Consider the following 14,498-nt stretch of genomic DNA (forward strand, 5'->3'; position numbering starts at 1 on the left):
GACTTGCTCCCGGCACAAGCGAGATTGAATGATGTCGTCGCGTACTTTGGTTTCGATGGATAAGCGCCCTCTCCAATGAACATGAACGATCGCGCCATTCCGCTGCTGGAAATCGCCGCCAATTCCGTCGGTTCTGCGCTCGCTGCACAGGAAGGTGGCGCCGGCCGAATCGAGCTGTGCGACAACCTCGGCGAAGGCGGCACAACGCCGTCCTACGGCACGCTGACGCTGGTCCGCGAGCGTCTGCGCATTCCAATACACGTGATGATTCGGCCGCGCGGCGGAGATTTTCTGTACGACGAAGCCGAACTCGCGGTGATGCAGAGGGACATCGAAACGTGCGTGCGGCTCGGCTGCGATGGCGTGGTGCTCGGCGCACTCGATGCCGACGGTGCCATCGATGTCACTGCCTGTCGTGAGCTGATCGCCAGCGCTGGATCACTGAACGTAACGTTTCATCGCGCATTCGATGCGGCCGGCGATCCGGCGCAAGCGCTGCAAGACCTCATTGCGCTCGGCTGTAGCCGGGTGCTCACCTCCGGTGCACGGGAAAGCGCCCTGCAAGGCGCGGATGCCATCGCTGCGTATGTGCGTCAGGCCGAAGGGCATGTCCGCGTAATCGCCGGCGCCGGCGTCACCGCGGACAACCTGCGCGAACTGGCCACGCGCACCGGGGCGCGCGAGTTTCATGCCTCGGCAAGCTCCCGGCACCGTTCATCGATGCGTTATAGGAACCCGCAATTGCAAGGGCTGGAGGCGGACTATCGCGCCAGCGACGCGACGCAGATACGCCGCATGGCCGAAGTCTTGCGAAGCCTGACCGGACAAGGACAAGCAGGTGGCTGAAGTCATCGATCCGCAGCAAGCGAACATGCACGGTGCACGCCTGATCGCCGCCGATGTCGGCGGCACCCATGCTCGCGTCGCACTGGTGAATGCAGCGCCCGGCTGCGCGCCTGTGCTTGAGCGTGTAAACAAGTACACCTGCATGGATTTTCCGGACCTGGCCGCTGTCCTGCGGGCTTTCATGCAAGCCGCTGGTGTGCATGACACGGCGCATGCCGCAATCGCGATCGCCGGCTATGTCGACGGCGACAACCTGATCAATACGAACCTGCCTTGGCAGGTATCGTTGGCGCGCACACGCGAGGCGACCGGCTTGCGCAACCTGGTCCTGATCAACGACTTCGAAGCGCTCGCCTGCGCGATACCGCATGTTGATCCGGCCGCTGCCGTGCTGCTGGCCGGCACCCCGGCGATGCGCGGTGATGGCGCGACGCTGGTGCTCGGTCCCGGCACTGGTTTCGGCGCGGCATTGTGCTTGCCGGGTACGCCTTCCCGCGTACTCGCGACCGAAGCCGGTCATGCGTCGCTGGCTCCGGGGAACGAATGTGAAATCGAGGTCCTGCGTTGGCTGCTGCAACGCGGATCACATGTCGACAACGAAGCTATCCTGTCCGGCCCTGGTCTGGTCAACGCCTATGCCGCGCTGTGCGATCTCCGCGGCGCAGCACCGGCGATGAATCAACCATCGCATATCGCAGCCGCTGCCCTGCAGGGCGATGATCGGCTGGCGGTGCAGGCGCTCAGCATGTTTTGCGCCCTGCTCGGCAGCCTCGCCGGCGACCTCGTGCTGAGCCTCGGTGCCAGCGAGGTCTATATCGCGGGCGGCATCCCTTCGCAGATCATGCCGTTCCTCACACGCAGTAATTTTGTCGCACGCTTTCTCAACAAGGGACGCATGCGCACGGTGCTCGACCGCGTACCGGTCTGGGTGATCGAACATGGTCAACTCGGCGTGATCGGTGCAGCGAGCTGGTACGCGGATCATTGCTTGCGCGTCTGACGCCAATGTCGATTGGCCGAATCAACCTACCGCCTGCGGTCTGCGTATACTTACAAACTTTCTATAATTGTTTACGCATGGCCTCGCGCGGCCGACAAGTCGATATCGATCGTCGGAACCGACGCGCGCGGTCGCATGCACTTTGGAGCTAGCGCATCCCAACCCGTCGTAGGAACCGAACCGTGGTCATGAAGTGTGTCCAGACTAGGCCATCCGCGTGGCGCAGCATCGCCCTGTTCGTCCTGACGGCCAGCACCGCGTCCGTGCATGCCGGCTCGAACGATGGACACGCACCACATCCGCTCCACGGAATCGGCACGGGCGCGGCCGTACGCGCACCACAGGCCGACACGATATTTCTCGATGGATTCGAGTGGCCGAATGCCGGGACCACGGGCGCACCCCGTGGTCTGGCCCTCACCAACCAGTCGGCGCCGATGAACACAGGCCTGGTGATTGCGGTCGACAACACCGTCGTCGATGCGATCAATCTCAGTGGCTGGATCGACGTCCAGGCCAACAACGTGGTCATCCAGAACAGCATCATCACCTCGAACAACTGGTGGGGAATCAAGTACGAGTCCGGCTATACGGGGTTGAAGGTCGTGCGCAACACCATAACCAGCGTAGCCGGCCTGGGCCCGGACAACGGTGGCTACGACTACGGCGTATCACCGCTCGGCAACGGCTCGATGGAGGTGGCCTACAACGATATTTCCGGATTCAAGGATGCGGTGGACGTGGCAACCGGCAACGTCCACGACAACTACATGCACGATCTCTCGCAGTTCACCGGAGCGCATACGCAGGATGTCTACGTCTGGTGCGGCGGCAGCGGAGTCACGCTGCTGCACAACACGATGCTCAACCAGACCGCTCAGGTCTATTCGACGGCGGCGCTGTATGTCGCTCCTGATTGCGGCAGCCAGAACAATGTCACCGTGCAGAACAACTGGCTGGCCGGCGGCTCGCTGGTGCTCTATGGCGGCGGAAGTACTGCGACCGATATTCGCGTTCTGGACAACGCGTTCTCCACGGCGATCTGGTCTCCCGATGGGGGTTTCAATGGCACCGTCGGCTACTGGTCCGGTGGAAACAGCGGCAACGTCTGGAGCGGCAATTTCTGGGGCGACGGGCCAAACGTGGGGCAGCCTGTCACGCCATGAGCGCACGGGATTGCATCAGAGGTATTGCCACCGACGTTCGTTCGGGCGGCTCCTGATCGACGGTCCGACTGCCCTTTCTCACACCGTGGCCGGTGCGACGCGCGTCCGCGACGACGCACGCGCGCCATCCCGTCACACACCAGTGCATTCCCGGCCCCCGCCACATGGCAATCGATGACCGCACGATGTTTCGCGCTAGCGGGCGGCACAGGTTCGAGGCGACGGCGACGCGGGACGAATCGTTGCCGCGGCACGGCAGTCCGCGTCTGGAGGGCGCCGAAACGAACTACCATGCGGCTTTGCCGCTGCCCGACGTTCGCCCCGCCCGTCGCGATGACGACCACGACCACCCGCCAGTTCTGGATCCTGCAGACAGCCGTCTGGCTGGGCTACGGCATCGAGACGTACTTCGCCGGGCTCGGCATGGGGCGGCCGGTCGGGTACTACCAGCTTGCCGTGTTCGACGCGCTGTGCGGCTTCGTGCTCACTCTGGTCATCCGCCAAGGCCTGAAATACAGCTGGAACTGGCCGCTGCGGGCGCGCCTGTGGACCGGAGGTGGGCTGCTCATCGCCGTGTCGGTGGTTTACGGCTACATGTGGGCGATCGCGATCTACCACATGTGCACCGAGTGCAAGCCGCCGCCGAGTGCGCTCGGCTACCTCTCGTTCTTCGCTGGCGCGCTGTACCTGATGATCGCGTGGACCGGCGGCTACGTCGGTATCAAGCTCGCGCGCCAGTTGCAGCAGGAAAAGGAAACCGCGCTGCAGGCGACCGCGATGGCGCATCAGGCGCAGCTGCGGATGCTGCGCTATCAGCTCAATCCGCATTTCCTTTTCAACACGCTGAACGCGATCTCGACGCTGATCCTGGACGACCGCCGCGACCAGGCCAACGGCATGGTCGGCGCGCTGTCGGCGTTCCTGCGCTACTCGCTGGACAACAATCCGGAACAGAAGGTCACGCTCGACCAGGAGATCGGCGCGATCAAACGTTATCTCGCGATCGAACAACTGCGTTTCGGCGAGCGCCTCAAGGTCGGCATCCTGGTCACCCCGCCGGCCGGATCGGCGCGGGTGCCGAGCCTGATCCTGCAGCCGCTGATCGAGAACGCGGTCAAGTACGCGGTATCGAAGCGCGAGGAAGGCGGCCGCATCGAGATCGTCGCGCGCGTCGACGGCGACATGCTCGACATCACGCTGCGCGACGACGGTCCCGGCAGCGCCGACTACCAGCCCCACTCGAGAGGCGGTGCGGGGGTCGGCCTCGCCAACACGCGCGAACGGCTGCGCGTGCTGTATGGCGCGTGGCACGAATTCACGATCCGCAGCCCGCGCCGGCAAGGCACCGAAGTCCATCTGGCGTTCCCATTCGAACGCTCCTCCACCGAGGCATCCACCGATGCGCATACGCACACTGATCGTCGATGACGAACCGCTCGCGCGGCGCGGCCTTGCGCTGCGCCTGGCGCGGCATCCGGACATCGAGATCGTCGGCGAGGCCGGCAACGGCCGCGAGGCGTTCTTCGCGATCTCCGAGCACCTGCCGGTACTGATGTTCCTCGACGTGCAGATGCCCGGCGTGAACGGCCTCGAGCTGCTGCGCGCCGTGCCGCTGCCGCAGTTGCCGCTGACGGTTTTCGTGACCGCGTACGACCAGTACGCGATGCAGGCGTTCGACGCGAACGCACTCGACTACTTGCTGAAACCGATCGATGATGCGCGCCTCGACGCCGCGGTGGAGCGCGCCCGCCGCAGCATTTCCACACGCGATGCCGAGGACCATCGCGAGCGCCTGTTGCGCCTGCTCGGCAATGTCTCGGGCCGGCCCGGCCTGACCCTGGACGAGGCGCTGATCGATGCGGACAACCTCTGCGTGCACGCCGCCGACGATCGCCTGTCGATCAAGGATTCCGGCCGCATCCTGCGCGTGCCGCTGAACGACATCCTGTGGATCGACGCGGCCGGCGACTACATGTGCGTACATACGCCGGCCGACACGCACGTGCTGCGCGCGACGATGCGCGAGCTGGAAGGTCGCCTCGATCCGCGCCGCTTCCAGCGCATCCACCGCTCGACAATCGTCAACGTCGCGCGCGTGAAGGAGCTGCGCTCGCACCTCAACGGCGAGTATTTCCTGATCCTCGACTCCGGCCAGCAGCTGAAGCTGTCGCGCAGCTACAAGGACAAGGTACGACTATTGCATTGAGTCGCAATCGGCACTTGAAAGCCGGATGCGCCCGCAGCGCATTTCGTTGCACGTCCTGCCGCTGCGCGGCAACGCCCTGGCGCAGCCGTTGCAACCTTCGTGACTCTCGACGCATCCATTTCCACGATACCCGACGCACAGTGCCGACGGGGGCTGGAGGGTTGTCATGCGTCTGATCAATGCGTCCATCCGCAACCCGATCGCAGTCGTGGTCACGGTCCTGCTGATCTGCCTGTTCGGCGCGCTGAGCCTCGCCAAGCTGCCGCTGCAGCTGTTCCCGGACATCAACCGGCCGAACATCACGATCTTCACCGGCTGGCGCGCTGCCTCGCCCGAGGAAGCCGAGGCGCAGCTGCTCGAACCGCAGGAACAGGTGCTGCAGGGCCTGCCCAACGTCGAGGAGATCGAGGGCAACGCGAACAACGGCGGCAGCTTCATCAACCTGACCTTCTCGATCGGCACCGACATGAAATCGGCGCTGGTCGACGTGATCGGGCGCATGAACCGCATCCGCCCGCTGCCGCAGGATGCGGATCGGCCGGTCATCCAGATCGGCGGCGGTGGCAACGACTCGAATGATTCGCTGTCGTGGTTCTTCGTGCAGCTGCTGCCCGGCACGCAAGGGCCGATCGAGAACTATCGACGCTATATCGAGGACGTGATCAAGCCGCGCATCGAAGCAGTGCCGGGCGTTGCCTCGGTCAACGTCAATGCGGGCCCTCCGAACGACGTGCGCATCACCGTCGACCTCGCCAAGGCCGCCGCGATGGGCATCGCGATCCCGGACATCGCCCAGAAGGCTGCGAGCGCAAACGACGTGTCCGGCGGCCAGGTCGAGGTCGGCCGCCGCCAGTACGCGTTGCGCTTCACCGGCCGCTACAAGCCCGACGACCTCGGCGGACTCGTGCTCGCCTGGCGCAACGGCCGGCCGATCAAGCTTGGCGACGTCGCGACGATCGAGCTGAAGCCGCCCGAGCAGCAGTTCTTCGTCTACCAGAACGGCAATCCGGCGATCGGCCTGCAGGTGCTGCGCGCACCAGGCGCGAACGTGCTCGGCACGCTGGAGCAGGTCAAGAAGGTCGTCGACGAGTTGCGCGCCGGGCCGTTGAAGTCGCGCGGACTCGGCATCGAGCAGAGCTTCGACTCGGCGCTGTTCATCCATCGCGCGGTGAACCTGCTCAGTGAAAACCTGATCGTCGGCGCGCTGCTCGCTCTGTTCTGCGTGTGGTGGTTCATGCGCGACTGGCGCGCGACCCTGCTGATCGCGAGCGCCATTCCGGTCTGCCTGCTGGCGACGTTCGGCGCGCTCGATCTCGGCGGGCGCAGCCTCAACGTGATCTCGCTGGCCGGCCTCGCGTTTGCGGTCGGCATGGTCGTCGAGGGCGCGATCGTCGTCTCCGGCAACATCATCCGCCTCAAGGAAGCCGGCATGACGCCGATCGAGGCCGCCCGCGAAGGCACGCAGCAGGTCGTGCCGGCGCTGGTCGCCTCGACCATCACGACGATCGCGGTGTTCCTGCCGGTGCTGTTCCTGCGCGATGTCGAAGGCCAGATCTTCTCCGACCTCGCGCTGACGATCTCGATCGCGGTCGCGCTGTCGATCGTGGTCGCGATCACCGTGCTGCCGGCCGCGGCCGGTGGCTGGCTCAAGGCGAAGAAGCTCAAATCCGGCTATGGCGACGGTTGGCCGGCGCTGACCGAACGCATCCTGCGCTGGACCGACACGCGTCCCAAGCAGCTCGGCTGGGTGTTCGGCCTGCTCGTGCTGCCGCTCGCGGCGAGTTGGTACTTCCTGCCCAAGCTCGACTACCTGCCGCCGGTCAAGCGCGCCGCGATCGACGCGTTCTTCACCTTCCCTCCGGGCATGAGCCCGGAGGCGGTCAACCGCGAGATCGGCGGCAAACTGATCGAGCGCCTGCAGCCGTACATGAAGGGCGAGAAGCAACCGAAGCTCAAGAACTACTACATCTGGCTGTGGCCGGGTGGCGGCACGATCGGCGCACGCGTGGTCGACGAGAAGCGCATCGGCGACCTCGAGCGCATCATGCGCGACGAGATCACGGTCGGCTTCCCGGACACGCGCGCATTCGCCACCGAAGGCGAACTGTTCGGCGGCGTCGGCGGTTCCGCTCGCTCGGTCGCGATCCATCTGCAGAGCGACGATGCCGATACCCTGAACCGCGTCGCCGAGGATGGCCGCAAGCTGCTCGAGCAGAAATTCCCCGGCGCGAACGTGCAGGCGAACCCGAACACCGACCAGACCACGCTCGAACTGCATGCGATCCCGAACGACCGCCGCATCGCCGAAGCCGGCTGGGATCGCGCCTCGCTCGGCACGATCGTGCGTGCGCTCGGCGACGGCGCCTGGCTCGGCGAATACTTCGACGGGCAGACGCGCTTGCCGATCATTCTGCGCGCGGATCGCCGCGAGACCCCGGAGCAGTTGGCCGAAGCGCCCTTGGTGACGCCATCCGGCCAGGTCATCCCGCTGGGCGACGTGATCACGCTGGAAACCACGCTCGGTCCGAACCAGATCCGCCGCCTCGACCACCGGCGCACGGTCACCTTGACGATGGATCCGCCGCAGACGCTCTCGCTCGAGGACGCGCTCGCCACGATCCAGAACGAGGTCGTGCCCGCGCTGAAAGCGAAGCTGCCGCCGGACGCGAACATCCGCCTCGCCGGCAGCGCGGACCGCCTGCAGGCGACCGTGAAAACGATGGCGAAGAACTTCGTGCTCGCGCTGCTCGTGCTGTTCATGCTGATGGCGGCGATGTTCCGCTCGCTGCGCGATGCGCTGGTCGTGGTGCTGACCGTGCCGGTCGCGCTGGTCGGTGGCGTGCTCGGCCTGCGCGTGCTCGGCGTGGTCGCGTTCCAGCCGCTCGATCTGCTGACGATGATCGGTTTCATCATGATGGTCGGCGTGATCGTCAACCACGCGATCCTGCTGGTCGACCGCACGCGCGACGCGCAGAACCACGGCCACGACCTCGAGGAATCGATCCGGCTCGCGCTGAACCAGCGACTGCGCGCGATCCTCGCCAGTACGCTGACCGGCGCGCTCGGCGCGCTGCCGATGGCGGTGAATCCGGGTCCTGGCAGCGTGATCTATCGCGGCCTCGCTGCCGTCAATGTCGGTGGCGTGATCGTTGCGATGGTGTTCTCGCTGCTGCTGCTGCCGAGCCTGATGCGGCTGACCACGCGGCGAACCGCGCAACAAGCCGCCCCAACGGAACCCGTGCACGAGCGCGCGACGATCGCGCGCGTCGCGTGATAAAGGATGATGGAGCCCACGATGCAATCAGCCATGTCGAAGAAGTTCCCGTTCGCCGTGAGGTATCGACGGGCGAACCGCGCATACCTGGAGTCTTCGAGGCCGCTCGTGCCTCGATACCTCAGCACGAACGGCTGGGCGGGTCGATACGCGCTGGCCGGCTGCATCATCGCGCTGTCGCCAGCGATTGCGGCACATGCGCAAACGCCGCCGCCGGTACCGATCGTCGAGGTCGCCAAGGCGCAGCTCGCGCGCATCGCACCGCAACGCTGGGTACCCGGTAGCGTGGTCAGCCGCGACGACGCCAAGCTCGCGACCAGCGCAGCGGGCCGCGTCGAATTCGTCGCCGAGGTCGGCACGCGCCTGAACAAGGGCGACCGCGTCGCCAAGCTCGAGGACCAGGCGATCCGTCTGCATCTCGAAGACGCTCGCAGCGAAGTCGCGCGGATCAAGGCGCAGCGCGAACTCGCGGAGCGCCAGAGCGAGCGCCTCGAAAAGCTCGCGGCGAGCCGCAGCATCGCCGCAAACCAGGTCGACGAGGCGCGCGCCCAGGTCACGCAGTTCGCCGCGCAGCTGCGCCAGGCCGAAGTGCGCGTGCGGTCCGCGGAATACGACCTTGACCAGACGGAACTTCGCGCACCATTTCCTGGTGTCGTCAGCGAGCGCCTTGCGCAGCGTGGCGAGTTCGTGGCGACGGGCGCCGCGATCGCGCATCTGGTCGACATCACGCATCTGGAGGCGCGCGTGCAGGCACCGCTTGCACTGGCCGCGATGGTGCACCCGGACATGGAGCTTGCGACGCGCTCCGCCAGCGGTACCGCGAAGGCGCGCGTGCGCGCGGTCGTGCCGGTCGGCGAGGAGCGCTCGCGGCAATTCGAACTGCGCCTGACGCTGACCGCGGCCGCAGCGCTCGTCGGCAGCGCGATCGAGGTTGCGCTGCCGGAGCGCGATGTCGTCGAGACACTGGCCGTGCCGCGCGACGCACTGGTCGTACGCGCGGACGGCAGCTACATCGTGCGGGTCGGCGGTGACGGCAGCAGCGAACGCATCAGCGTGCGCCCCGGCGCGAGCGATGGCGAACTCACCGCCGTCGAGGGCGCGCTCGGCGCCGGCGACCTGGTTGTCGTGCGCGGCGCGGAGCGCCTCACGTCCGGCCAGAAGGTGCAGGTCGCCGCGCGCGCCGCAGTCGCCGCGGGCGCCACGTCGACCGCGGCGAAACCGCCCGGCTAGGGTGACACCGCTCCGTTGCCCGAGTGGATCCGGTAGCACGGCACGTAGCGCGAACCCGGCAGCTTCATGCGCTGCTGCGCGACGAAGCTCGCGAGCAGCGCGTCGAGCGCCTGCATGATGCCGCGGTCGCCGTCGATCTCGAACGGGCCATCCTTCTCGATCGCGCGCATGCCCTCCTCCTTGACGTTGCCGGCGACGATGCCGGAGAACGCGCGGCGCAGGTCTGCCGCAAGCCGGTGCGGCAGCTGGTCGCGTTGCAGGTTCAATGCGGCCATCGCCTCGTGGGTCGGCTTGAACGGAACCTGGAATTCACGCTCGATCTGCAATGCCCAGTTGAAGAAGAACGCGTCCTGGTTTTCCAGGCGGGACAGGCGCACGCGCTCGATGCCCTTGCGCACATGACGCGCGACCTCGCGCGGGTCGTCGACGATGATCGTGTAGCGCTTTGCCGCTTCGTCACCGAGTGCGAGGCGCAGGAAGCGGTCGATCTGCTCGAAATACGCGGCCGATTCGCGCGGGCCGGTGAAGATCAGCGGGAACGGGATGTTCGCGTTCGCCGGATGCAGCAGGATGCCGAGCAGGTAGAGGATCTCCTCGGCGGTGCCGACGCCGCCGGGGAACACGATGATCGCGTGCCCGATGCGAACGAACGCCTCGAGGCGCTTCTCGATGTCCGGCATGATCACGAGGTTGTTGACGATCGGATTCGGCGACTCCGCGGCGATGATGCCGGGCTCAGTGATGCCGATGTAACGGTTGCTGCGGCGACGCTCCTTCGCGTGCGCGATCGTCGCGCCTTTCATCGGCCCCTTCATCGCGCCCGGTCCGCAGCCTGTGCAGATATCGAGCGCGCGCAGGCCGAGTTCGTAGCCGACGCGCTTGGTGTAGTCGTACTCGGCGCGCCCGATCGAGTGGCCACCCCAGCAGACGACGAGGTTAGGGTCGACGTTCGGTCGCAGCACGCGCGCGTTGCGCAGGATCTCGAACACCAGGCTCGTCATGCCGGCCGAATCGGAAAGGTCGAAGCGCTCCGCCTCGATCTGCGTGGCGACATAGACGATGTCGCGCACGACCGCGAACAGCAGCTCGTTGACGCCGCGGATCATGTGGCCGTCGACGAACGCATCGGCTGGCGCATTCTTGAGCTCCAGCTTGACGCCGCGATCCTGCTGCAGGATCTGGATGTCGAAGTCCGTGTAGCGGTCGAGCAGCGCGCGCGCGTCGTCGCTCAAGCTGCCCTGGGTCAGCACGGCCAGCGCGCAGCGGCGCAGCAGTTCGTGCAGACCGCCGGCGCCGGCATCACGCAGGCGTGCGACCTCGCGGCGCGACAGCACGTCGAGCCCGGAGGCTGCTGGCGAGATGCGCGCGTTGACGGTGGCGGATCGGGTCGTCGTCTGCTCCATTCGAGTTCCTTGGTAATGCGTCCGCGGCATGCGGAGTGCTAGCAATGCCAAACCCGGCCGCGGGGGTCAAGTGTGCTCCCGCAAAAAGCAAACGGCCGGCACAAGGCCGGCCGTTTGCGATACGACGACGGGAATCCTCAGAACGTGTAGCGCAGCGTGACCAGCACGGACCAGCGCGACTGGGCCTGGTCGTCCTGCTTGGAATACGCGTAACTGTCCGGGCTGGTCAGGTTGTAGATGTACTTGCCGGTCGCTTTGTCCACGCCCGCGAAGTTCGCGAGCGAGCGGGTGAACGGGAAGTTCGGGTTGTAGATCTGCCCCCACTTCTTGTTCAGCATGTTGCCGACGTTGAAGAGGTCGAAACGGATCTCACCCTTGTTGCCGGCGAACAGGCCCGGTACTTCCTGGCGGAAGCTCAGGTCGATCTGGTTGATCCACGGCGAGGTCGCGCCATTGCGGGAAACAACGCCGCCGCGGTGGTTCCTCAGGTAGTTGTTGCCGTTGATGAACGCGAAGAACTGGTCCTTCTGCGCCTGCGACGTTGGGTTCGTGAACAGCACATCATTCGGACCCGCCGGCACATAGAACACATCGTTGCCGCGAATGCCGTCGCCGTTCGCATCGTTGGCGAACGTCCAGGTGTAGGGTTGACCGGTGTAGCCGTTGTAGACACCGGAAATGCTCGACACGTAGTCGCCGAAGAACCGGTGCTGCCAGGTCAGTGTGGAGAGCAGGCGTGCCTTGATGTCGTAGTTCGAACGACGCGCGACATTGTCATTCGGGTTGTACGACGAGGTGTTGCTGTAGTTGCTGAACGCCTGGCTGGAGGTGCCGGGATTGACCTCGGTCGAGCGGCCGAAGGTCAGCGAGGTCATGCCGAACCAGGTATCCGAGTACGATTTCTGCAGCGACAGGGTAAGGTAGTTCGCCGCGCCCTTGCCGGTGTTGGTCAGGTAAGTCGACGCAGCGCCGAATGCCGGATTCGACTGATAACGCTGGTTGTTGCGGTAGTTGGTCGGATCGTTGGCGCCGACCGGCTTGCCGTTGTTGCCGATCCATAGCGAGGGATCGGTGCTGCCCCAGTAGTTGATGCGTCCGTCCGGCAGGAGGCCATGGCCCGGGCCGAGATTGATCGCCTCGTAGCGGATCGCATCACGCACGCCGACGTGCGCGAACTCCGCGGTCGCGACCACACCCCACCACGGCAGTTCGCGATCGAAACCGAGGCTGATCTTCAGCGCGGTCGGCAGGTTGAGGTTCGGATCGACCGTGTCGACGGTCTGCTGCGGATTGCCGCCGACGCCGCTCGGCGGCTTCTGGGTGAACGGGTTCGGATTGAAGCAGCAACCGTTGCCGGCGGAATAGGTGCGCAGCGTCAGGCCGTTGTTGGTGAACGGATTGGCCTGCCATACACCCGGCGTCACACCTTCGGTCAGGCCGATGCCGCCGCGCAGCTGGGTTTTGAGGTCGGTGTCGAACGAATAGTTGAACGAGGCGCGCGGCTCGAACACACCGTTGCCGTCGACCGTGCCCTGATTCGTGTAGCCGAAGGCGTTATTGAACGACGCGTTGTAGCGCGGACGATCCGGCGTCTTGGGAAGATCCCAGCGCAGGCCGTACTGCAGCGAGAACTGCGGCGTGACCTGCCAGGTGTCCTGCACGAACAGGCCCCACTGGTCGAGACGCAGATTCGCCGCGATGCTGTTGATGTCGCCATTGGTTGGCTGGTAAAGGCTGTAGCTCGAGTACTTGCCGGCAGCGAAGTCGTCGATGCTGGCGAAGTTGTACGCGCCAAACTCGGTGCGGCCGAACAGGTTGTAGTACTCGTCGCGCTGGAAATCGGCGCCGGCCTTGACCGTGTGGTCGCCGAGGAACCAGTTGCCGGCGAAGAAGCCGGACAGCGACTTCACGCTCAGCACGTTGTAGTGGCGGAACTGCTCCTCGCCGAGATTGACGACGGTGCCGGAGTTGTTCGGTCCGAGGCGCACCTGCACCTGCGGCTGCTTGGCCAGCGTGGTCGGCGTCGCATCGTACTTGGAGTACGAGAACGAGCTTTCCGTGGAGAACGTGTCGTTCCAGTCGTCGTACAGGTTCAGCACGTAGCTTTCGAGATTGCGCGACTGCGTGTACCAGTAGCTCGACAGGGAAAGCGTGCTGGTGTTGAAGCCGCCGAGGATCGGCTGCGTGCTCTTGGTCTTGTTGTAGCGGAAGCTCGCGCGATGGCCTTCGGTGATGTTCCAGTCGATCTTGCCGAGATAGAGCTTGCTGTCCAGGTTCGCGTTCGCGGCGTTGAGATCGCCGGGCGTCATGCCATAGCCCTTGGCGATGCCGATGATGCGGTTCAGGTCAGCCTGGCTGATGTTGACCTCGTTGCCGCGCCCCGAGCCGAGCGGACCATAGTCCGGCGTCGGCGCAATCGTCTTCGAATCCTCGTAGCTCAGGAAGAAGAACAGCGTGTCCTTGATGATCGGACCGCCGACGGTCACACCGAAGGTTTTCTTGGCGTTGTAGCCCTTGAATTCGGCCGGCTCGTCGCTGGTCAGGTCCTTCGCGTTCGTGTACGCGTAGTACGCGTCGCCGTGGAACTCGTTGGTACCGGACTTGGTGACGATGTTGATGTTCGCGCCGACCGCACGCTTGTTGGTCACGTCGAAGTTCGCTGTCGAGAGGTTGTATTCCTCGATCGCGTCGAACGACAGCGGCTGGTTCAGCGAGGGCAGGCCGTTCGGCTCGAGGCCGAACGAGTCGTTGGTCGCGACGCCGTCGATGGTGATGTTGTTGTAGCGACTGTTCTGGCCGAGCGCGGAGATCTCGCCGCGACCCTTGTTGGTCAGGTTGATGTTCGGGTCGAGGCGCGCGATGTCCTGGATCGAACGACCCGGATTCGGCAGCAGCTTGAGCTCGCGCTTGGAAACGTTGGTGCTCAGGCCCTTGTTGTCTGCCTGGAACACCGCGCCCGGCGCGGCCGCGGTGACCGTGATGCCGGCCAGTTCGGTCGCAGTCGCCGCTGCTCCCGCGACAGTCAAGTTCAGCGTGGTTTCCTCGGCGAGCTTCAGGTACACGTCCGGCTGGTCGGCCTTGTCGCCATGCTCACCCGAGGCCTTGACCTCGAACGGACCGCCGACGCGCAGACCCTGCGCTGCATAACGTCCGTTCGCGTCGGTGACGACAGTGCGCGACGTACCCGACGGCACGTGCACGATCTCGACCGTGGCGCCGGCGACCGGATGGCCACTTGCATCGACGATGCGACCGCTCAGCGACGACGAGGTGTTCTGTGCGAACGCCGCCGAGGCCGCGAAAAGCGAGCCGATGACCCACGGCAGAAGTCGCATGCGGAGTTGTTTGTTCATTGCTGCTTGCCCCTTTTCAG

9 protein-coding genes are annotated in these 14,498 nt (G+C 65.3%); 7 read left to right on the plus strand and 2 right to left on the minus strand.

The window, feature by feature from the left end:
* Positions 1–81: 81 nt before the first annotated feature.
* The 7 genes from ABD002_RS16525 to ABD002_RS16555 all read left to right on the plus strand — a co-directional run bounded on the left by ABD002_RS16525 (position 82) and on the right by ABD002_RS16555 (position 9,722).
* Complete coding sequence (locus ABD002_RS16525; RefSeq protein WP_343793056.1) at positions 82–846, plus strand: copper homeostasis protein CutC; 765 nt, start codon at positions 82–84, stop codon at positions 844–846.
* A gap of 25 nt (positions 847–871) precedes the next feature.
* Entirely contained in the window at positions 872–1,846 is a 975-nt protein-coding gene (glk, locus tag ABD002_RS16530; RefSeq protein WP_379988607.1) for a glucokinase, read from the plus strand.
* 188 nt (positions 1,847–2,034) lie between these two features.
* Positions 2,035–3,012 carry a right-handed parallel beta-helix repeat-containing protein gene (locus ABD002_RS16535; protein WP_343793060.1) on the plus strand — a complete coding sequence of 326 codons (978 nt, stop codon included), beginning with the start codon at positions 2,035–2,037 and terminating at the stop codon, positions 3,010–3,012.
* Between the two features lie 333 nt (positions 3,013–3,345).
* The gene (locus tag ABD002_RS16540) at positions 3,346–4,440 is read left to right on the plus strand and encodes a sensor histidine kinase (protein ID WP_343793062.1); all 1,095 of its coding nucleotides are present in this window, start codon (positions 3,346–3,348) and stop codon (positions 4,438–4,440) included.
* On the plus strand, positions 4,412–5,218 hold the full coding sequence (locus tag ABD002_RS16545) for a LytR/AlgR family response regulator transcription factor (protein WP_343793064.1): 807 nt from the start codon (positions 4,412–4,414) through the stop codon (positions 5,216–5,218). Before ABD002_RS16540 ends, ABD002_RS16545 begins: the two co-directional genes overlap by 29 nt.
* A 166-nt stretch (positions 5,219–5,384) precedes the next feature.
* Entirely contained in the window at positions 5,385–8,492 is a 3,108-nt protein-coding gene (locus ABD002_RS16550; protein ID WP_343793066.1) for an efflux RND transporter permease subunit, read from the plus strand.
* Positions 8,493–8,600: 108 nt separating this feature from the next.
* Positions 8,601–9,722, plus strand: a complete 1,122-nt coding sequence (locus ABD002_RS16555; RefSeq protein WP_343793068.1) for an efflux RND transporter periplasmic adaptor subunit — start codon at positions 8,601–8,603, stop codon at positions 9,720–9,722.
* Here the strand turns inward: ABD002_RS16555 and ppnN are convergent.
* Entirely contained in the window at positions 9,719–11,125 is a 1,407-nt protein-coding gene (ppnN, locus tag ABD002_RS16560) for a nucleotide 5'-monophosphate nucleosidase PpnN (RefSeq protein ID WP_343793070.1), read from the minus strand. The two genes, ABD002_RS16555 and ppnN, sit on opposite strands and share 4 nt — an antisense overlap.
* A gap of 137 nt (positions 11,126–11,262) precedes the next feature.
* On the minus strand, positions 11,263–14,478 hold the full coding sequence (locus ABD002_RS16565; protein WP_343793072.1) for a TonB-dependent receptor: 3,216 nt from the start codon (positions 14,476–14,478) through the stop codon (positions 11,263–11,265).
* Positions 14,479–14,498 lie beyond the last annotated feature (20 nt).

It is taken from the genome of Dokdonella soli (assembly GCF_039523175.1).
Taxonomy (GTDB): Bacteria; Pseudomonadota; Gammaproteobacteria; order Xanthomonadales; family Rhodanobacteraceae; genus Dokdonella_A; species Dokdonella_A soli.

What these genes read in the sequence shown, in the direction of transcription:
- ABD002_RS16535 (WP_343793060.1), top strand. Translation starts at nt 2,035, where the DNA reads ATGAAGTGTGTCCAGACTAGGCCATCCGCGTGGCGCAGCATCGCCCTG.
- ABD002_RS16565 (WP_343793072.1), bottom strand. Translation starts at nt 14,478, where the DNA reads ATGAACAAACAACTCCGCATGCGACTTCTGCCGTGGGTCATCGGCTCG.
- ABD002_RS16550 (WP_343793066.1), top strand. Translation starts at nt 5,385, where the DNA reads ATGCGTCTGATCAATGCGTCCATCCGCAACCCGATCGCAGTCGTGGTC.
- ppnN (WP_343793070.1), bottom strand. Translation starts at nt 11,125, where the DNA reads ATGGAGCAGACGACGACCCGATCCGCCACCGTCAACGCGCGCATCTCG.
- ABD002_RS16540 (WP_343793062.1), top strand. Translation starts at nt 3,346, where the DNA reads ATGACGACCACGACCACCCGCCAGTTCTGGATCCTGCAGACAGCCGTC.
- ABD002_RS16525 (WP_343793056.1), top strand. Translation starts at nt 82, where the DNA reads ATGAACGATCGCGCCATTCCGCTGCTGGAAATCGCCGCCAATTCCGTC.
- glk (WP_379988607.1), top strand. Translation starts at nt 872, where the DNA reads ATGCACGGTGCACGCCTGATCGCCGCCGATGTCGGCGGCACCCATGCT.
- ABD002_RS16545 (WP_343793064.1), top strand. Translation starts at nt 4,412, where the DNA reads ATGCGCATACGCACACTGATCGTCGATGACGAACCGCTCGCGCGGCGC.